The sequence below is a fragment of the Microbulbifer agarilyticus S89 genome (assembly GCF_000220505.1).
Lineage (GTDB): Bacteria > Pseudomonadota > Gammaproteobacteria > Pseudomonadales > Cellvibrionaceae > Microbulbifer > Microbulbifer agarilyticus_B.
Genome location: NZ_AFPJ01000024.1, coordinates 44,773 through 63,715, shown reverse-complemented (window position 1 = coordinate 63,715; position 18,943 = coordinate 44,773). Strand labels below are relative to the sequence as shown.

The following is an 18,943-nucleotide window of genomic DNA, read 5'->3' as shown; positions in this document are numbered from 1 at the left end:
CTCCCAATCCAGCTGATCCATGTCGAGGCCACCGTCGACTGGGTTGGCCATCAAATTTACGTCGGTTAGACCGATCAAACGCGCGAAATCGCTTCCATCCTGCATAAACAGGTTCCGGATTATACCGCCACTCCAAATCAGGGTGTCATTACCACTACCTGCCTGAAAGTTGGTAAGCTCACCGTCGAGTACCGTAGCTTGATCGCGGCCGCTCTCCTGCGAAACTGTATTGGTAAAACCGCCTTCCATTAAGAAACTGTCGTTTCCAGAACCCTGCTCCACCACGCTATTGATGCGTGCTCCGCTGCGATTAATGACCGTGTCATCGCCACTGCCGAGGGCCACCGACTCCCCCTGAATCACGCCGCCATTGTCGACCAGGGTTTCCACATTGCCGTTAATGCGTATCCCGCCATTAATGGTGGCGTCGGGGTTATTGAATATGTTCAGGTTGCCGGTGCCACTGGCCTCAATGCCCTGATTGACGGTTGCCCGATTGGTGAAATCCGCCAGTCCATTGTTGATGAATTCCACGTTGCTGAGGATGCCCTGATTATCGATAATCAGGTTATCGATCTGGCGGGCTTCCAGTGGACCGTTGAAAGTGGCACCCGCGAGAATGTTGATGATGAGCTGATCCAGCTGCCTGACGGAGAAATCGCTGGTTGCGCCGCTGCAGGTGACGGTATCACCGGAGCTTGGTGGATCTGGTTCGCAATCGGCATGCCCGCTTAACGGAAACAGTAAGGCGAGGCATATCGCCATAAAAACGGCAATATGCCTGGCCGTCCTTGGAGCCGAACAACGACTGGTTAAAAAATCCATGGCTACAAAATGTCCGGTGAACTTATTTTTTCTCTTGCCCGACTGCGGATGCCGAATTCAGCAGCCCAGGTAATTGCGCTATTGGAATAGGGAAGGTGGATTGACGGAGTTTAGTCGAAGGCGCTGACATGGCCATTGAGGTGGAAGAGCTGTGGTAAGATCCCGCGTCATAAAAAAGCGATAAGAATTTTGGGGGCGCCGCACGATGGGCATCGCAGGTTGGGTTTGGATTTTGGTGCTGCTTTGCGTGTCGCAGGGGGCTTGTGCGACCTCACTGTGGGTGGCGGATGGCTTATCGCCACAAAACCTTAGCCCTCACCTCCGCCTGCTGAAGGACGCAAACGGCGACCTGACGATTGACGATATTCTCACATCCGATAGCCCATCCTGGTCGGTGCTTGCCGACGGCGAGCAGGCGAACTTTGGCTTCAGCACTGCAGCCTACTGGGTAGCGGTGACCCTGAGGAATCCCTCCTCCCAACCACTGGAGTTGGTAATAAGGCAGGACTATCCCCTCATTGATTACCTGGACTTCTGGCAGCCGGGTGCGGATGGCGCCTGGCAGCACGTCGCCACGGGCGATCGCCGCCCCTTCCAAACACGCCCATTGGATTTGCGGGATTTTGTCTTTCCGGTGACCCTGGCCGCCCACACCACACAAACCTTTTACTTTCGTTTCCAGACAGCTGGATCGATGAATATCGGTCTGAACGTGCACAGTAACACCGCATTCCTGCCTAAGTTGGCGCAGGAGCAAATTTTACTGGGAATCTATTACGGCGGTTTTCTGGTACTGGTGATTTACAACCTGTTCCTGTTTCTCGCCGTACGAGATAAAGCCTATGCCCACTACATGGGGTACGCGATCAGCTATGGGATCTATTTCGGGATACACAATGGGGTGTCGTTTCAGTACTTGTGGCCTGATAACCCGTGGTTGGCGAATCAGAGCCTGGTGTTTTTGCTGGGACTTACCCTGATTTTCGGCACCCAGTTTGTTCGCACAATTTGTAATGGGGCACAGTTGGCACCACATACCGATCGGGTAGCCCGCTGGCTGATGTTCCTCCTGGTACCGTTGACCGCGATTTCACCGTTTGTCAGCTATGGTCCAATGGTTTTGAGCCTGGCGATCCTGACGCTGGTGCTGACCGTGCTGTTTATGGTGATGGGCGTGATCAGTGTGCTACGCGGTTCTGTACCGGCTCGATATTTTCTGGTGGGGTGGTCGGCACTACTGGTATGTGTGGTCATCTACATGCTCAAGACATTTGGGCTGGTACCGCACAATGGTTTTACCCATAACGCGTTTCAGGTAGGTGCGTTAATCGAAATGGTGCTGCTGTCGCTTGCACTCGGCGCGCGCGTGGGGGAAATACAGCGGCATGGCTATGTTGACCAGCTTACTGGCCTCTACAACCGCCGCTATTTTGATGAGCAGCTGCAGCGCGAATTTTTACTTGCGCAGCGTAGCGGAACACCCCTGACTCTGATGGTTCTGGATCTTGATCATTTTAAGGCCATCAATGATCGCCTCGGGCATGCGCGAGGTGATGAAGCATTGCGCGCAGTGGGGCAGCTCCTCAAGAAGCAGCTACGCAAACCGGTGATTGCCTGTCGCTACGGTGGCGAGGAATTTGCGGTGCTCCTGCCACGAACAGATTCAAACGCGGCCAGCACTGTTGCCCAGCGCCTGCGTATCGCTGTGGCACAGATGGAGTTTGAAGACGCGGCACTCAGTGTCAGTATCGGGGTGTCAAATTTTGCGGGCAAAGGTTTTGCTAGCGCGGTTCAGCTATTTGAGGCCGCCGATAAGTCGCTGTACCAGGCAAAAGCGCAGGGGCGCAACCGTGTGGTTTTCGAGCCCGCGGGCAATGAAACGTTTTTATCCAATGGCCTGTAGCTGACTTCCATGTAATGGCCAGCTACGCTATTGCATGCTTCTGTGGATTGCTGCCTTGAGTGAAGGGAATGCAATCGGTTTTGACAGGTAGTCATTCATGCCGGCTTTCCGCGCCATGTTTTGCTGGTCACTGAATGCCGCTGCCGACAGCCCGATAATCGGAATACTACACAGTGCAGGATCACTGCGTATTTTTTTGGTTGCCTCAATGCCGCTTAACCCGGGCAGCTGTACATCCATGAATATCAAGTCTGGCTGCATAGCCCGCGCCATGCTCAGTCCGTCATGGGCATTGTCAGCAAAGGTGGCCTGGATATTCAGGTCATCACAGAACGCCTGCATCAGTGCCTGGTTCAGTGTGTTGTCCTCAAAGATGAGGACATGAAGGCCGTCGAGGGTGCCCGGTGTTGTCGTTGAGTTCTGTGGGGTTTTCTTTACCGGCTGTCCTTCGCGCAATGGCAGTCGTACGGTAAAACAGGTGCCGGTATTTTCTGCGCTGTCTAGCCCAATGTCTCCCCCAAGGAGTTCGACCAGTCTGCGGGTGATGGGTAATCCCAGTCCGGTGCCCCCGGCCTGCCCGTCCAAAGATTTGTCGACCTGCTCGAAGGGCTCAAAAATAATCGCCTGTTGTTCCAGTGGTATGCCGATGCCCTGGTCACGCACCTCAATATCCAGATACGTATGATTTCGATTGAATAATTCGATCTTGATTTCGCTGTTATCAGGGGAAAACTTGATCGCATTAGCGGTAAGATTTATCAGTATCTGAGAAAGCTTGCCGCGGTCCGCGCGGATCGTTTTTGGCAGTGTGGCATCCACGTGCGAGACGATTTTCAGCTGTTTGGTGAACGCCTGCGGCTCACAGGATGCCAAAATACCGTTGATTAGATTCTGTAGTGCAAAGTCTTCTTCAACGACTTCAATCTTTCCGGCCTCAATACGGGAAATGTCCAGAACGTCATTAATCAGATCTGCCAGCCGTTGCCCACTAATCGAAATTTTTTGCAGGAAATCATGAAAATCCTCGGTAGGCGAAATATGTGCGGTGCGGCTCTGGAGAATTTGGCTGAAGCCCACAATGGCATTGAGTGGGGTGCGTATCTCGTGGCTCATATTGGTGAGAAACTGGGTCTTGGAGCGGCTGTAAAACTCGGCGGTTTCCTTCGCCTGTAACAGGTCTCTCTCTAGTGCCTTGCGTTCAGAAATATCTAGGATCACACCAATCAAGCCACCGAGCCGTCCGTCTTGCAGTTCGTAGGCCGCCTTGTTGAATATCACGTCATGCAGGGTGCCATCCGCATAGGCTACCTGTGATTCATAAACCTGGTGACCACGCTGACGCATAAGTTCCAGATCTTTTTCGTGATAGACCTTGGCCTGCGGTCCCTCAGAGACTCCATAAACCGACTGCCCGACAATCTGTTCTCGTGGTTTTCCCAGGAACTTCTCGAAGGCGCGATTACAGCCGGTGTAGATACCTTCGCTGTCTTTGTAGAAAATGGGGGCGGGGATCGAGTCGATGAGGATCTGGAGGAATTCCAGTTGGTCGGAAAGCTTGTGTTGCGCAACTTCGCGCTCGTGCAGTTCCTGTTGATTGAGTTTGTTGAGACTTTCCTGTTTGACGAGCAGCTTCGCCAGACGCCCGTTCAGATTTTTTTGCCGTCGAAAGTTGATGTGCCAGGCGAGCGCAATCAGTGCCGATGCAATCAATACCCTTCCCGCGTGCACGATTGGCGGCGATCCTTCTGGAAACCAGCCGATAATGACCCATTCACAGGTGCCGAGACATACCATGGCTAAAAGCAAAATAGGCAGCGCTGGCAACGTCGCGAGTGTCGCAAGTGATTTGACGCCTGTACTATTTTCCATGGCGGTTGGCTTTGTCGTTATGTTTGATTACTCACGATACTGAAATGTCGTGGTGTCAGCAATCACCCCTGTTTTTAAGGTGCGATGCCCGGTTTTAGTGCGCTGCACAATATTTCTGCCGCGTAATAAAAAAGCCAGCCCGGTTTGGGCTGGCTTCTTCAATTTCCTGGCTTCTTATTAGAAACACACCTGCGCAGCTAGGGCTGCACAGTTAGGTCTTCAGTTTTTTGTACTGCATGCGGTGCGGGGTGGCATTTTCACCGTTGCGCGCCACGAAGTCCTCGTGGTACTCGGTGTAGTTGCCCTCGAAGAACACCACGTTGCTGTCGCCTTCATACGCGAGGATGTGGGTCGCTACACGGTCGAGGAACCAGCGATCGTGCGAGATCACCATCGCACAACCCGGGAAGCTCAACAGGGCTTCTTCCAGTGCACGCAGGGTTTCGATGTCGAGGTCGTTGGACGGTTCGTCCAGCAGCAGTACGTTGGCACCCTGCTTCAGGGTATAGGCCAGGTGCAGGCGACCGCGCTCACCACCGGAGAGTTCGCCTACGCGTTTCTGCTGGTCGCTACCTTTAAAGTTGAAGCGACCGATGTAGTTGCGCGAACCCACTTCGTAGTTGTTGATCTTCAGCATATCGTGCCCGTCGGACACGGCTTCCCATACGGTCTTGTTGTCGTCCAGGTTTTCACGGCTCTGATCGACGCTGGCGATCTGTACGGTTTCACCGATTTTGATCTCACCGGAGTCCGGTTGCTCGGTGCCGTTGATCATGCGGAACAGGGTGGACTTACCGGCGCCGTTACCACCGACGATACCCACGATGGCACCCTTGGGTACACGGAAGGACAGATCGTCGATCAGTACCCGGTCACCAAACGCCTTGCTCACGTGATTCAGTTCGATCACATTGTCACCGAGGCGCTCGCCCGGTGGAATGTAGATTTCATTGGTCTCGTTACGGGCCTGGAATTCCTGCGACTGCATTTCTTCCAGGCGGGACAGGCGGGCCTTGTTCTTGGACTGGCGGCCTTTCGGGTTCTGGCGGGCCCATTCCAGTTCTTTCTGCATAGCCTTGGCACGAGCCTGCTCGCCTTTCTGCTCCTGCTCCAGGCGCTTCTCTTTCTGTTCCAGCCAGGTGGTGTAGTTACCTTCCCAGGGAATACCGTGGCCGCGGTCCAGTTCCAGAATCCAACCCGCTACGTTGTCGAGGAAGTAGCGGTCGTGGGTAATGGCGACGACGGTGCCTTCGAAGTCGTGCAGGAAGCGCTCCAGCCAGAATACGGATTCCGCATCCAGGTGGTTGGTGGGTTCGTCCAGCAGCAGCATGTCCGGGCGGGACAGTAGCAGGCGGCACAGGGCCACACGGCGCTTCTCACCACCGGAGAGCTTGGTGACGTCGGCATCCCACGGTGGCAGGCGCAGGGCGTCGGCAGCCACCTCCAAACGGTGCTCCAGGTTGTGTGCGTCCCAAGCCTGGATTACGTCTTCAAATTGCTGCTGCTTCTTGGCCAGCGCGTCGAAGTCGGCGTCCGGCTCGGCGTAGTCGGCGTAGACCTGCTCGAGGCCGGCGAGGGCGTCGATGGCTTCACGCACACCGTCTTCGACGTTGCCGCGTACGTTCTTCTCCGGGTCCAGCTGCGGCTCCTGCGGCAGGTAACCCACCTTGATGCCGGGCATGGCGCGGGCTTCACCGTTATAGTCCTGATCGACACCCGCCATGATGCGCAGCAGGGTGGACTTACCGGCGCCGTTCAGACCCAGTACGCCGATTTTGGCGCCGGGGAAGAAGGACAGGGAAATATCTTTCAGAATCTCGCGCTTGGGCGGAACAACCTTGCCCACGCGGTTCATTGTGTATACGTATTCAGCCATTAGCGCTCTAATCCAGTCGGTCAGAATTTGCGCGCAAGTTATCAGTTTGTTGGAAAACTTCAACCTGCTCGTTGTCTGTGTGGGGCTTTGGAAGCCCTGCGGTGTTTGTCTGATGGCGCTGTGGCGGCCCTGCTAACGGTAAACCCCTCGCAAGACGCGCCGTGAACCCATCCATGGGGGCTCGGACGCGGCCGTCCTGGCCGCGTACGGTCTTGCGAGGGGTTTCCCGATATCAGCGCCTTCGCATCGAGAGTCGCAGTTTCGATGCACCCCGGAATTGTCAGGCTACGTAGTGTCGTATTTGATATGAAGGCGTAGTGGCGGGTAGGGGTTCTCAAAAGCGTCGGCGACAGGGACGTCGCCGACGCAGCTTACATGGATGTACTTGCAGCGATTTTGAAAACCCCTACCCGGTGCTTCGCCGCCTCCAGCCTTGCAATAGAACGTACCACCAATCTCCGACACAAGAAGGAGGTAATGCCACCAACACCTCTTCTATGTTTAACTTTGCCCCAAATAACACAACCGGGAACCAGTATGACCCAGGAATCACCCGTAATCGTTGAGCGTCAGGGCGCGCTCGGCAAATTGACGCTGAATCTGCCCAAAGCACTCAATGCTCTGAACCTCGACATGATCGATATTCTGGCCGCCCAGCTCGATGCATGGGAACAGGACGACACCCTGGCCTGCATCTGGATCGAGGGAGCAGGGGATAAGGCGCTTTGCGCCGGCGGGGATGTGGTGGCACTGCATCGAGAGTCGGGCAGTTACGGGGAGCAAAGCGCGGGCCAGTTCGTACAGGACTTCTTCACCCGTGAATACCGCCTGGACTACCGCATCCACACCTATCCCAAACCTATTGTTGTGTGGGGCAGCGGCATCGTGATGGGCGGCGGTATCGGCATTATGAGTGGCGCCAGTCATCGAATCGTCACCGAAACCACGCGCATGGCGATGCCGGAAATCACCATTGGTTTGTTCCCGGACGTGGGTGGCAGCTGGTTTCTCAATCGCATGCCGGGGCGCACCGGCCTGTTCCTCGGCCTGACCGGAGCCCAGTTTAATGGCGCTGATGCGATCTACTGTGGCATGGCCGATCGCCTGTTGCCCAGCGAAAGCAAAGACGCATTACTGAATGGCCTCGCGGCACTAGAGTTTTCCGGGGATATCGACCAGAACCATGTACTGGTGAACAAGCAGGTGCAGTCCCTGGAAATGGCGAGTGCCGAGCAGCCGGGTTCCAACCTGCGTACCCACTACGATGCGATTCAGGTACTGACCGACGGCGCGACCCTGCCGGAAGTCTATGCGGACATTGCCGCCTATAGTGGCGATGACAAATGGCTGCAGCGTGCCTCGGCCACCATGCAGGCAGGCTGCCCGCTCACCGCTTGGATTGTGTGGGAGCAGCTGCGCCGCGGCCGGCATATGTCGCTGGCGGAAGTACTGCGCATGGAGCTGGCACTGGCAGTGAACATGTGCCGTAACGGCCAGGTGAAGGAAGGGGTGCGGGCACTGCTGATCGACAAGGATCGCCAGCCGCAATGGCAACCGGCGACACTCGCAGAGGTTACCCGCGAGGATATCGAGCGCTGCTTTGCGGCGCCCTGGAAGCAAAGCCCGCTGGCAGATCTATAGCGTTTGTGTACGGGAAATTAACCGCCTTTTTTCCGTACGGAGATCCTGTATTCAGGTAGGGAATAAGGCGGCGACGGATAAAGCAAAAATAATCAAAAAGGATGTGTGTGGATGAAGGGTGTATGCAAATGAACAAGGTAGCGTTTATTGGTCTCGGCAACATGGGCGGCCCCATGGCGGCGAACCTGGTCAAGGCAGGTTATCGAGTAACCGCGTTCGATCTGTCAAAAACGATGTTGGAGAGCGCTGTCGCCAATGGCTGCGCCAAAGCAGACAGCGCGCTTGCGGCCGTTGAAGATGCCGATGTGGTGGTCTCCATGCTGCCCAGCGGTGAAGCCGTGCGTTCGTTGTATCTCGGCGTACACGGTTTGATCCAGGCCATGCATCCGGAGGTGCTGCTCATCGACTGCTCCACGATTTCCGCCAACGACGCGCGTCAGGTGATCGCCGCAGCGGGTGAGCGGGGAATTGCTGCGGTGGATGCGCCAGTCTCTGGCGGTACTGCCGCAGCCGCGGCCGGCACATTGTCGTTTATGTGTGGTGGCGAGGACGGCGCGGTGGCGTCTGCCCGGCCGGTACTCGAGGCAATGGGGGCAAATATTTTCCATGCCGGCCCGGCCGGTGCCGGGCAGGTGGCAAAAATTTGCAACAACATGCTGCTGGCAATCCATATGATCGGGACCGCCGAAGCGCTGCAGCTGGGAGTGGACAATGGCCTCGACCCCGCGGTGCTCTCCGAGATCATGGGCGCGAGTTCCGGTGGCAACTGGTCGCTGGAGAAGTACAACCCTTACCCCGGGGTGATGGCGGGTGTGCCGGCGAGCCGCGATTACAACGGCGGTTTTTCGGTGGCGCTGATGCTGAAAGACCTGGGGCTGGCCATGGATACTGCCGCGGGGAGCGCCTCGTCTACCCCGCTCGGCGCACTGGCAAAAAACCTCTACCAGCTGCACGGCGGAGACGCCGTCAACCGTGCGCTGGATTTCTCTTCTATTCAAAACCTGTTCCGGCGCCCAGTCGGCGACTGAGGCCAAAGCCTGCGGCGCTTGATCTAGGTCAATTGTCGCAGGCAGACCGGCGGGTACGCTGCCTGACTTTCCACCGCGTAAGTCAGGATCAGAGGTGCCCCTCAGATGGTCAACCACATCGACGCCACTGTTAGCGAAGGCAGTATTCCCCGCGCCTGTGAGCAACTACTGTCGGCCGAGCTGCTATCGCGCTACGCGGGCCCCTGCCCACGCTATACCTCCTATCCCACCGCTGACCGCTTTGTCTCCCTGGAAAGTGGTGAGCAAGGCGGTGATAGGGATAGTGGCGAGATTCAGCCGTGGCAAGCACTGAAAAATGTCGAAACACTATCGCTGTACGTACATATCCCATTCTGTCGCTCTCTCTGTTACTTCTGCGCCTGCAACAAGGTAATTACCCAGCAATACGGGCTGGCCTCGCATTACCTGGAGAATGTCTTGAAAGAGGCGCAGTGGTACCGCGATCGGGTAGCGCGGGCGCCAGTGGTACAGCTGCATCTGGGCGGGGGCACGCCCACTTTCCTTAATGATGGCGATCTGCGTCGCTTAATGGCGGGACTCGGCGAGATCTTCGACCTGCGCATTGATGATGATGTGGAATACAGCATCGAGGCGGACCCGCGCACGCTGGAAATCGAAACGCTGGATACCCTGCGCGAACTCGGGTTCAATCGCCTGAGCCTGGGTATTCAGGACTTCAACCCGGACGTACAGCGCGCGATTAACCGAGTATGCAGTGTGGAGCAGGTGCGCGAGCTGACCGAGGGTGCGCGTGCCAAGGGTTTTGGATCCATCTCCTATGACCTTATTTACGGCCTGCCTGGTCAGGATGTGGCGAGCCTGGAGAAGACCGTGGATGCGGTGCTCGACCTGGCGCCTGACCGCATCGCGCTTTACCACTACGCGCACCTGCCGGAGCGCTTCAAGTCCCAGCGCCTGATCAATTCCGACCTGATGCCTGCGCCGTCCGAGAAAATTGCCATGCAGCTGGCGGCCACGCGCCGGCTGACGGAAGCTGGCTACGTATTCCTCGGCATGGACCACTTTGCGCGCCCGCAGGATGCGCTGTCACAGGCGGCGGCAGAGGGTCGACTCGCGCGGAATTTCCAGGGTTATACACTGATGCCTGCGGATGCGCTGGTGGGACTGGGAGCCTCTGCGATCAGCTATAGCAAGGATGGCTACTGGCAAAACCAGCACAGTCTAAAACAGTATGCGACGGCGATCAGCGAGCGGGGTGAGGCGATTTCCCGCGGCTGGCAGCTCTCTGAAGACGACCGCCTGCGCCAGTGGCTAATCATGGAATTGATGTGCCACCTGAGTATCGACAAGCGCGAGATTGAGCGGCGCACCGGGTTACCGTTCGCAGCCGGTTTTGCGGCGGAGCTTGCGCGCCTGCAGCCGATGTTTGACGATGGCTTGCTGGGCCAGACCACTGGTGACCTTTTCGTCACCGAGCGTGGGCGCTGGTTCCTGCGCAATGCGGCCGCCGCTTTTGATTCTTATTTACATGGTGTCGAAAAGGCTGCGCGCTATTCGCGGGTGCTTTAGCGGCGGTGAATGGATACAATCCAGACAACGAGTTGGGTTAAACGCACGCTTGGTGAACCGATAGTCCGATGAAGAAAACTTCCCCTGCTGTCAGCTGTAGCAATTGCTCCGTACGCCGGCTATGCCTGCCGGTGGGCTTGAGCGATGGCGATATTGAGCGCCTGGAACTGGTCACTCGCAAGAAGAAAGTCGTGCGTGCGGGTGAAGCTCTGTTCCGTGCCGGCGATCCTTTCGACAGCCTGTATGCGATCCGTTCCGGTAGTTTCAAGTCAGCGGTGATCGGTGCCGATGGTGATACCCAGGTCACGCATTTTGCGCTGCCCGGCGAGTTGCTGGGCTTGGATGCTTACAGTGGTGGTATGCACCCCGGTTATGCCGAGGCGCTGGAAGAGAGCAGCGTGTGTGTATTGCCGTTCACCCAATTGGAAGGGCTGGCCCAGCAGGTGCCCGCTTTGCAGAAACAGATCTACAGTATTTTTTCTGAGGAATTAAAGCAGGAAAATGAAGCGCTGTTACTGTTGGGTAAGCGCTCGGCGGACAGTCGCCTGGCAGCGTTACTGGTGAACATCTCCAGCCGCTATTCACGTCGTGGTTATTCCGCCAGCGAGTTCGTGCTGTCCATGCAGCGGATCGATATCGCCAACTATCTTGGCCTTACGGCCGAGACCGTAAGTCGCCTGCTTTCCCGCTTCCAAAAACAAGAATTGATTCGCGTGCAAGGGCGCTCCGTCACCATCCTGGATCCGATTGCCCTCAGTGAATTAGCGGGCACCCATTGCAGTTACGAAAACTGATTTTTTGCGATCGCGTTCACGCGGTTACTTCCAGCGGCACGGCGTCGGCTACATCTTTGTACGCGGCCTGGTAAAGTCGCTTCACACCGGCGTTAAAGTGCGCACTCTGGCGCTGGTGGATCTTGTCCTGAATACAATCCCAATCTTCCTGTGTCAGCAGGTCAGCCACCAGCGGCAGCAGAATTTCATTTTCCCGCTGCATGTGTTTGCGCTGCAGCACAATGTATTCGTGGGCGGCACTGAATAGCTGCTCCCTTTCTACCGCCGCGTCATTTGCTACCGCATAAAACAGCTGTCCCATCTTGCGGGTCGCTTCGGCGATCTGGTTATGCTCACGCAGGGTCTTGTTGATTACGTCGCGCACATCCACGGACTTACCCAGCAACTGCTCAAATACCAGGTCTTCGATTGGATGGTGCCACTGGTCGGGGTAGACGGAAAAGTAGTCCAGTGCTTCCAGAATAAGCGGCAGGGTGGCGGGATCTCTATCCTGCTTGCCCAATTGCTCCAGTAAGCCCTCAAATGCACCGAGCAGCTGCTGCATCTGTTTGTGGTCGCAGCAGAGCTGCTGGTAGATCTTGTGCATCATGCATCTCCATAGGGCATCCCATAGTTCTAACGGAAAGTTCCAATAGGACTATTGTTGCCCGCTACAGAAAATAGAATTTGATGTGGATCAAGTGGAAGCGTGGTGATGGCGGAGTGCGAGAACATCGGGTGGAGTAGTGCGCCCCGCAAGGCCGGCGCGCACTGCTTTGTGTGTTTTTTCGTCAGCCTCAGGCTGCGTCGCTTTTCTTCTCTTTGTGGCCGTCTTGCAGATGCAGGGCAACCTGTTTTTCCAGGCCTTCCAGCGCGTAGGCCCGGCCAAAGCCTTTTACATAACGGCCAGCGCTCGGCTTCAACTCGAACAGATTAAAGTCCTCCAGGTCTTTCAGGTGGTCCATTACCGGGCCGAATTTTTCCCGCAGCTGCTCGATGCGGTTTCGCCAAGCTTCGCCATCGCGCTTGATCAGGCTGGCGACAACGTTGAAGGTAACGCGCAGGCGAGCAAACGCTTGCTTGGTGTCGGCCTCGTCCGCATTAAAAATCACAGATGCCTTGCTGTTTGCTTTCAGGTTGGCGGCATGCTCTGAAAGGTCAGACACGTACAGGTAGAAGTTGCCATCGGCAGCGAGGAAAGGAGCGGTGCTCGCATGCGGTTGGCCATCTTCTGCCAGACTCGCGAGATTCAGCAGTTTGCGGGTGGCGATAAAGTCGCGGACTTCGGCCACCAGATCAGCGCCTTCGTCAGTTTTGGGTGCTTGGTTACTTTGTTCGCTCATATCCGTATCTCCCCTGAGAAAATTAAGCGCTGACGCTCGCCAGCTGCTTCAATTGTTTGAATCGTTCAACCTGCTGCGGGATCAGTCTGCGCTCCGCGTCGCGGCCCAGAAATACTTTGAACACGCAGTTACCACTGGGCGCCAAAAACACGATTGAGTGGCTTTCCGCCCCGCGGTGCGGTTTGCTGACAAACGCAATTTCCACGATGCCGTCCACCAGCAAGTGGCCATGGAAGGGATTCTTGTGGTGCATAAAGTTGTAGTAGCCGTGGGCAATACTGCCCTTGGGGAACTCGCCCTTGAACTCGAACACCGAACCTTCGTTTTGTACAATCGCAGTCACCATGCCCCAACTGGGCAATTCCTCGATCAGACTCCACACAGTTTCACTGCCAGCCAGTGCTGCCATTTCCTGAGGAAGGTTGGCAATGATCTCCCGCACGCTGGTTTCGAGTTTTTTCGCCATTTGCTCCAATGTGAACCCACCTTCACCTGCAAGTAATTCTTGTACTTTGTCCTGCATAAACAACACCAAAAAATAATCCGTAATTACTGAGCTAGCCGAAGCTGGGGTGGCCACTACGCAAACGATTGCCGCCAGGTTGTTTGCGTAGTGGCCACCGCAGATTCGGCGGGCTACGAAGTCCCGGGCTCCCGGGCTTCTGAGCTTCTGAGCTTCTGAGCTTCGAGGGCCGCGACCTCCACGGGTAATAACTTGTCAAACAACCTGTCGGCAATCGTTTGCCAAGTTATTACCCGCGGAGGTCGCCCGGTCGTGTTGGCCCGTGGCTTGTTAGCCTTTGGTTAGAAGCGGTAGCTTGCAGAAAGCTTAATGTTGCGACCCGGCATATACAGTTCCTGGAAGGCTACCTGGTATTCTTCGTCGGTCATGTTATCCACAGCGAGGCCCAGCTTGAGGCCATTCAGGCTTCCGGTGGCTGGCTCCCAGGTGACGTAGGCGTCGGTCAGGTTGTAGTTGCCAAACTCGCGAGTCTCTTCCTCTGGCAATTGTTCCTGCGCAGAAATGAACGTGCTGCGGAATCCTGCCTTCAGGTCGCGTTGCAGGAAATAGTGGCCTACATCCAATACCACTTTATCCGCCGGGATGTTGCTCAGGTAGCTATCGTCAGACAGGTCCTTGCCTTCGGTTTGACCGTAGTTCATACCCAACTCGAGCTCGTTCACCAGATAGTTCACATCCAGCTCGAAACCTTTCAGTTCGGCCTTATCCACATTCAGGTAGGTCGTGTTCATGGGGAACCCCAGCATGAAGTGCGGGTTGATCACTACCTGCTCGATAAAGTTATCCACCTTGTTGCGGAAAACTGCAGTACTCACAGTCAGTTGGTCTTCGCTGGTGGCGAGGCCGCTGAACACCATATCCGCACGCAATTCGACATTCTTGGCTTCTTCCGCTTCCAGGTCCGGGTTGGGGATAAAGGTGTTGGCGAGGAAGCCCAGGCCCATAAAGCTGAAGTCGCCGTAGGCAAAGTGGGTGCCCTGGGTGTACATCTCTTCAACGCCAGGTGCGCGGAAGGCGGTGGCGTAGCTGGCGCTCAGGGACAACCATTCAGTTGCCTTGATTTCTGCAGCCAGCGACGGGGAGACCGCGCCGTCGTCGCGAGCGGAGTCTTCCAGTTGTTGGCTCTCTGCTTCAAATCGGTCGTAACGAACACCCGGGGTCAGGGTGAAGGTGTCGCCGAAGGTGAAGGCGGCCTGCGCATAAACACCCATTACGTCGGTGTCCGCATTCATGTTTTCCGGGCGGTTGTCACCGTCACGTACGGTGGTCACATCGTCCTGATACCAGTCCAGGCCGTATACCCATTGCGCACCGAAACCTTCGGTAGCATTGTTGATGGCGATACCGGTGGTAGTTACTTCGGTGTTGTCGTTTTGACCCAAGGTACCAAGGGAAGAGTCACCCTGGGTCGGGCGGAACTCTTCAAACTGGGTGTCGTTGCGGTAAACCGTGACTTTTGTTGTGTGGCGGGCGGCGCCGTCGGTGCGCTTGCTGTTTCCTGCCTGTACCCAGTAATTGGCGGTTACGTTCTGATCGGTAATGTCGCGCTCAACCAGCGGGGAGCTGGTGCCAACATTGGCATTCGGATTGGATGGTACTGCTTCATCACGGTTGTTGTGACGGAAGGAGATGTCCACACGTTGGTTGTTGCCGATCTTCAAGCCGCCGCGGGCCAACAGGGCGGTGTTTTCGCCGGCACTGTCTGCCAGCTCTTCACCGCCACCGATCTCCACGTTGTCGTTTTCGGATACGGAAGCATTTATCAGATAGCCAAAGTCACCGGACAGGCCATAGGCGGCAACCGTGGTTTCGTTAGAGTTACCGTTGCTACCGAGCTCTTCTTTCACATAACCACCGAAGGTGTCGTCACCGTTCAGCAGATCTGAAGCGCTCTTGGTGGACATCGCGACAACACCGCCGATCGCGCCGGAGCCCCACAGGCTGGAGGCCGGGCCCTTTTTCACTTCTACCTGCTTCAACAGTTCCGGGTCCAGCTGGTAAGTGCCGCGGTGGCCGGAATTGAAGTTCTGGCGTGCGCCGTCAATGGTCTGCAGAACTCGGGTATCAGATAGGCCGCGAATGTTCGGCGACTGGTTGGAATAGCGCGGACCACCGACCACTTCGATATTGGGCTCGTATTTCAGCGCCTGGGCGATGGACTCGGGTTGCTGTTCTTCTAGCTGGGTGCGCTCAACCACAACGATGCTCTCGTCTTTTTCCTTGGCTGCTGGGTTGCGGTCCGCGGCAACCAGCACTTCACCGAACTGAATTACTGGCTGGTCTGCAGTGTTGTCTTGTGCTGCGGCAGTGCTTGCGGTGAGGGCCAGCACGGCCGCGGCGAGTGGGTGGATGTGCGGTGTTTTGGTGTGATCCATGAACATGCCCTTGTCTGTGACGTTCCTTGGTAGCTGGCACTGGAAGGGTGCCGTTGGTTGCCGTCCCCAAATGGTTTGCTGGGTAACTGCGAATGCGCACCATCGTAGTAGATGCAATGGAGATTGTAAATGCGAACGATTAGTATTTGCGTAATGCGATTTGAGTTGCTACGCTGCGCTGCAGTAATGGCAGGAGGGCACCGTGACGCTCTCCGCGTGGATGCAAGAACCGCCAGGAAGTGGAGATAAAGAGTGAAACAGCGCCTGCTGATTATGGTGTTCTGCTCGCTTGCGCTGCACGCGTGGCTGCTGCGGGCAGCGCCCGCGGTTGATGCGGAGCAGGCTCCTTCTGGTACCACAGCGCTGAAGCTTGGCCAGCTCAAACTCGCTGCTGCCTCGGCTGCACAGCAAGCAGTGGAGGCGCCAGTACCGGTAAAGCCCGAGCCGGCGAAACCGATGGCGCAAAAGCCAGAACCCAGGCTAGAACCCAGGCCAGAACCTAAGTCAAAAGCTGCAAAACCTGAGTCGGTTACCAAACCCGAACCCATGAAAAAGCCTGTGGCGCAAAAGCCCAGTACTAAACCGGTGCCGAAAAAGGCTGAGGCGAGCGTTGCGCAAGCTCAGCTTGCCGCGGAAACGAAAGCACTAGATGAAGCGAGTGCCCCCAAAAGCACGCACCAGAGTGTGAGCCATGAGCCGGTATTGGTTGAGCGCCCGGCCTTCGCTAGCCCTCCTGGCCCCCCGGTTTATCCAGAACTGGCACGTAAACGCCGACAGCAGGGCACGGTGGTAGTGGAGGTTCAGCTGGATCAGGCGGGCGCCCAGGTGGTGCGTCGCCTGGTGAAGTCCTCCGGTGTGGACAGCCTGGACGAAGCGGCCCTGAAAGCCGTTGCCGAATGGAATTTTCTTCCTTATCGAGAGGGCGGCCGCGCGCGTGTTTCCCGGGTGCAGTTACCGATTCGGTTTGCTCTCTAAACGTATGCCGGTTGTGAGAATTACTCGAGAAAGCACTGGTGAAAAAACGCCGGTAAATACATTGCCGGTAAATACTCCGGTCCACGGAAATTTATGAGATCGAAATGTTCGAGCATCTCTCCCTAGCGGATTTTTTTATGCAGCTCGGCCTTATGGGCTGGCCCTTGCTTGTTGTGTCTGCGCTGGCTCTGGCACTTCTTGGAGAGCGCCTGTGGTTTTTGCTGACCACCGGTCACCGAGGGTTTACTGGTTCTTTCCGGCGCTTGCAGTGTTCGGAGGAGGACAATCTCGATCGACTCGCGCGCGAATGCGAAACAGAACGGGCGCTGGCGAGCCAGGCAACGGCGCTATTGCTGCAGCATCGCCAGGCGGAAAAACCGCAGCGGGAAGAAATCGCCACAGTCTGGCTGCAGGATCAGCGCCGTCGGTTGCACAGCGGACTGCGCCTGTTGATGGTGATCGGCATTCTCAGTCCCTTGATGGGGCTGCTCGGTACCGTGCTTGGGCTGATCGGAATGTTTGCCGGCCTTTCCGGCAGCAGTGAACCGGTGACGCCGGCGCTACTGGCCGACGGCCTGGGCATGGCCCTCAGTACAACGGCCGCTGGCCTCATCGTCGCCTTGCCGGCTATTGCCGGCGCCCACCTGCTGGCGATCTGGAGCGACCGGGTGGTGGCGGACCTCGAGCATTTGTTCAACCGCGGCAACCTGTGGCTCGAAGGGCTAGACCCGTGTTGTAAAACCCCGCAAACCTGTGTGCGTGATGTGGTGAATATTGCGGGGCCGGCCCAGTGATTCGCGTCACCCCGGAAAATGCGCGGCAGTTTTCCATGGCCAACCTGGCACCTGACCTGACGCCGCTGCTGGATATTATTTTTATCGTTTTGGTGTTTTTGCTGCTGACCGCAAATATGCGGTTGGCATCGCTGCCAATGGATTTGCCGGCCAGCGAACACGCCGCTGCCGCCATGCCTGCGCACCCGCTGACGATTTCTCTCTCCAATGATGGCCCCGAACTCTGGGGTATTGATGGCGAGGGTTTCCGCACACAAGCGGAATTCGAGCGGTCGTTGATGACGTTACTGGCTACAGAGCCGGATCGCCCGGTTGCCCTGGCTTCGGACCGCAATGTCCCGGTACAGCGGATGCTGGATCTGTTTGCGCTGTTGCAGAAGCAGGGCGTGGAAGTGGCTGAGATTGCCTTGCAGCCTCATACGACAAGCGCGCGATAAACACTGCCCTCGATCAACCGTGAACAAGATTTTTTTGCGACTGGATTTGCACTATGAATTTCCCGAAACCTTGTAATTGGATATGGAAATGGAAACGCTCACTCTCCCGTTTGTTTGGGGCTTCCGCACTAATGCTCGTCAGTAGTGTTGCCCTGGCGGTACCGGAGCGTGTGATCAGCGCGGGACACTCTATTACCGAACTGCTGCTCGCATTGGGTGGCGGCAACAAACTAATTGCGGTGGATTCATCTACGCGCTTGCCTGCAGATTTTCGCCCGTTACCGGTGGTGGGTTACTACCGACAACTGCCGGTCGAGGGCCTGCTGGCCCAGGATCCGCAATTGCTGGTGGGGGGCAGTCATATGGGGCCGGCCAACACACTGACACTGCTGGAGAGTTCCGGTGTGCAAATCGTGCAATTGCCCGAGGCGCAAAGTGGCGAGCAGCTACTGGAAAACATTCAGCGGCTGGGCGAAGTACTGGGTAAGCCCGCAGATGTGGTGCAGCAACGTGTCCGGGAGCAGTTGGCTGCTCTGGAGCGGGCGCGCGCAACGCTGTCGCAACCGTCCCGCATCCTGTTTGTGCGTGCGCAGAATGGCCGTGGCCTGAAGGCAGCTGGGGTTGGTACCAGTCCGGACAGCCTGATTCGGCTGGCCGGCGGTGTGAATGTGGTGACATTTGACGGTTACAAGCAGTTGTCCGATGAAGCTCTGGTCGAGTTGCGCCCGGACTGGATCCTGTTTTCCGATGATCAGGCAGAGCAGTTGCGCGGTGGTGCTGAACTGCTGGCGTGGCAACCGCTGCTCAAGCTGACCCCGGCCGGCAACCGAGCTGCCTTTTTTGCGGTGGATGGCTATGCGTTACTGGGTGGTCTGGGACTGGCGAGCCTGCGCGAAGCCAGGAAATTGAATGAGAAAATCGCGGCAAGCCGATAAACCGATGGACACCGGTTGTGAGGCGGCCTGATAGAAAGGCTGATTGAAGGTATAGTGGCGATGCGCCGGGCAGGGCCCGCGTGCGCGCAATAGAT

Annotated in this window: 16 protein-coding genes; 9 read left to right on the top strand and 7 right to left on the bottom strand. The window is 56.7% G+C overall.

The window, feature by feature from the left end:
* Nucleotides 1–1,072 precede the first annotated feature (1,072 nt).
* Nucleotides 1,073–2,728, top strand: a complete 1,656-nt coding sequence (locus tag AS89_RS0106855) for a diguanylate cyclase (RefSeq protein WP_158217348.1) — start codon at nucleotides 1,073–1,075, stop codon at nucleotides 2,726–2,728.
* Nucleotides 2,729–2,755: 27 nt separating this feature from the next.
* Here AS89_RS0106855 and AS89_RS0106850 read toward each other — a convergent pair whose 3' ends face one another.
* Genes AS89_RS0106850 through ettA form a run of 3 tightly spaced genes read right to left on the bottom strand, consistent with a single transcriptional unit; the run spans nucleotide 2,756 to nucleotide 6,473 of the window.
* Nucleotides 2,756–4,597, bottom strand: a complete 1,842-nt coding sequence (locus AS89_RS0106850; RefSeq protein WP_081475691.1) for an ATP-binding protein — start codon at nucleotides 4,595–4,597, stop codon at nucleotides 2,756–2,758.
* 27 nt (nucleotides 4,598–4,624) lie between these two features.
* A complete protein-coding gene (locus tag AS89_RS19015) occupies nucleotides 4,625–4,759 on the bottom strand; it encodes a hypothetical protein (protein ID WP_258165057.1) in 135 nt (44 codons plus the stop codon).
* Between the two features lie 49 nt (nucleotides 4,760–4,808).
* Nucleotides 4,809–6,473 (bottom strand): energy-dependent translational throttle protein EttA, encoded by a 1,665-nt coding sequence (gene ettA, locus AS89_RS0106845; RefSeq protein ID WP_010131735.1) that lies wholly within the window; start codon nucleotides 6,471–6,473, stop codon nucleotides 4,809–4,811.
* Nucleotides 6,474–7,010: 537 nt separating this feature from the next.
* Here ettA and AS89_RS0106840 point away from each other — a divergent pair.
* From AS89_RS0106840 to fnr, 4 genes are all read left to right on the top strand, one after another.
* Nucleotides 7,011–8,114 carry an enoyl-CoA hydratase/isomerase family protein gene (locus AS89_RS0106840; protein ID WP_010131734.1) on the top strand — a complete coding sequence of 368 codons (1,104 nt, stop codon included), beginning with the start codon at nucleotides 7,011–7,013 and terminating at the stop codon, nucleotides 8,112–8,114.
* Nucleotides 8,115–8,242: 128 nt separating this feature from the next.
* Nucleotides 8,243–9,142 carry a 3-hydroxyisobutyrate dehydrogenase gene (mmsB, locus tag AS89_RS0106835; protein WP_033230127.1) on the top strand — a complete coding sequence of 300 codons (900 nt, stop codon included), beginning with the start codon at nucleotides 8,243–8,245 and terminating at the stop codon, nucleotides 9,140–9,142.
* A gap of 105 nt (nucleotides 9,143–9,247) precedes the next feature.
* Entirely contained in the window at nucleotides 9,248–10,693 is a 1,446-nt protein-coding gene (gene hemN, locus AS89_RS0106830) for an oxygen-independent coproporphyrinogen III oxidase (RefSeq protein ID WP_010131732.1), read from the top strand.
* 68 nt (nucleotides 10,694–10,761) lie between these two features.
* Nucleotides 10,762–11,487: a fumarate/nitrate reduction transcriptional regulator Fnr gene (fnr, locus tag AS89_RS0106825; protein WP_029249854.1), complete on the top strand. Its 726-nt coding sequence runs from the start codon at nucleotides 10,762–10,764 to the stop codon at nucleotides 11,485–11,487.
* Nucleotides 11,488–11,503: 16 nt separating this feature from the next.
* Here the strand turns inward: fnr and AS89_RS0106820 are convergent, their stop codons facing one another.
* The 4 genes from AS89_RS0106820 to AS89_RS0106805 all read right to left on the bottom strand — a co-directional run bounded on the left by AS89_RS0106820 (nucleotide 11,504) and on the right by AS89_RS0106805 (nucleotide 15,707).
* Nucleotides 11,504–12,073, bottom strand: coding sequence for a hemerythrin domain-containing protein (locus AS89_RS0106820; protein WP_010131729.1), 570 nt, complete (start codon nucleotides 12,071–12,073; stop codon nucleotides 11,504–11,506).
* A gap of 190 nt (nucleotides 12,074–12,263) precedes the next feature.
* A complete protein-coding gene (locus tag AS89_RS0106815; RefSeq protein ID WP_010131728.1) occupies nucleotides 12,264–12,809 on the bottom strand; it encodes a pyridoxamine 5'-phosphate oxidase family protein in 546 nt (181 codons plus the stop codon).
* A gap of 22 nt (nucleotides 12,810–12,831) precedes the next feature.
* A complete protein-coding gene (gene hutX / locus AS89_RS0106810) occupies nucleotides 12,832–13,332 on the bottom strand; it encodes a heme utilization cystosolic carrier protein HutX (RefSeq protein WP_033230126.1) in 501 nt (166 codons plus the stop codon).
* Nucleotides 13,333–13,613: 281 nt separating this feature from the next.
* On the bottom strand, nucleotides 13,614–15,707 hold the full coding sequence (locus tag AS89_RS0106805) for a TonB-dependent hemoglobin/transferrin/lactoferrin family receptor (RefSeq protein ID WP_033230125.1): 2,094 nt from the start codon (nucleotides 15,705–15,707) through the stop codon (nucleotides 13,614–13,616).
* Nucleotides 15,708–15,959: 252 nt separating this feature from the next.
* Between AS89_RS0106805 and AS89_RS19045 the strand changes: the two genes are divergently transcribed.
* From AS89_RS19045 to AS89_RS0106785, 4 genes are all read left to right on the top strand, one after another.
* Entirely contained in the window at nucleotides 15,960–16,682 is a 723-nt protein-coding gene (locus AS89_RS19045) for an energy transducer TonB (protein ID WP_010131724.1), read from the top strand.
* 104 nt (nucleotides 16,683–16,786) lie between these two features.
* Entirely contained in the window at nucleotides 16,787–17,476 is a 690-nt protein-coding gene (locus AS89_RS0106795; RefSeq protein WP_010131723.1) for a MotA/TolQ/ExbB proton channel family protein, read from the top strand.
* Entirely contained in the window at nucleotides 17,473–17,913 is a 441-nt protein-coding gene (locus AS89_RS0106790; RefSeq protein ID WP_010131722.1) for an ExbD/TolR family protein, read from the top strand. The genes AS89_RS0106795 and AS89_RS0106790 overlap by 4 nt, the downstream gene beginning before the upstream one ends.
* A gap of 131 nt (nucleotides 17,914–18,044) precedes the next feature.
* Nucleotides 18,045–18,848 (top strand): heme/hemin ABC transporter substrate-binding protein, encoded by an 804-nt coding sequence (locus tag AS89_RS0106785; protein WP_010131721.1) that lies wholly within the window; start codon nucleotides 18,045–18,047, stop codon nucleotides 18,846–18,848.
* The last annotated feature ends 95 nt before the right edge of the window (nucleotides 18,849–18,943 follow it).

What these genes read in the sequence shown, in the direction of transcription:
- AS89_RS0106850 (WP_081475691.1), bottom strand. Translation starts at nt 4,597, where the DNA reads ATGGAAAATAGTACAGGCGTCAAATCACTTGCGACACTCGCGACGTTG.
- ettA (WP_010131735.1), bottom strand. Translation starts at nt 6,473, where the DNA reads ATGGCTGAATACGTATACACAATGAACCGCGTGGGCAAGGTTGTTCCG.
- AS89_RS0106840 (WP_010131734.1), top strand. Translation starts at nt 7,011, where the DNA reads ATGACCCAGGAATCACCCGTAATCGTTGAGCGTCAGGGCGCGCTCGGC.
- mmsB (WP_033230127.1), top strand. Translation starts at nt 8,243, where the DNA reads ATGAACAAGGTAGCGTTTATTGGTCTCGGCAACATGGGCGGCCCCATG.
- hemN (WP_010131732.1), top strand. Translation starts at nt 9,248, where the DNA reads ATGGTCAACCACATCGACGCCACTGTTAGCGAAGGCAGTATTCCCCGC.
- fnr (WP_029249854.1), top strand. Translation starts at nt 10,762, where the DNA reads ATGAAGAAAACTTCCCCTGCTGTCAGCTGTAGCAATTGCTCCGTACGC.
- AS89_RS0106820 (WP_010131729.1), bottom strand. Translation starts at nt 12,073, where the DNA reads ATGCACAAGATCTACCAGCAGCTCTGCTGCGACCACAAACAGATGCAG.
- AS89_RS0106815 (WP_010131728.1), bottom strand. Translation starts at nt 12,809, where the DNA reads ATGAGCGAACAAAGTAACCAAGCACCCAAAACTGACGAAGGCGCTGAT.
- hutX (WP_033230126.1), bottom strand. Translation starts at nt 13,332, where the DNA reads ATGCAGGACAAAGTACAAGAATTACTTGCAGGTGAAGGTGGGTTCACA.
- AS89_RS0106805 (WP_033230125.1), bottom strand. Translation starts at nt 15,707, where the DNA reads ATGGATCACACCAAAACACCGCACATCCACCCACTCGCCGCGGCCGTG.
- AS89_RS0106795 (WP_010131723.1), top strand. Translation starts at nt 16,787, where the DNA reads ATGTTCGAGCATCTCTCCCTAGCGGATTTTTTTATGCAGCTCGGCCTT.
- AS89_RS0106785 (WP_010131721.1), top strand. Translation starts at nt 18,045, where the DNA reads ATGCTCGTCAGTAGTGTTGCCCTGGCGGTACCGGAGCGTGTGATCAGC.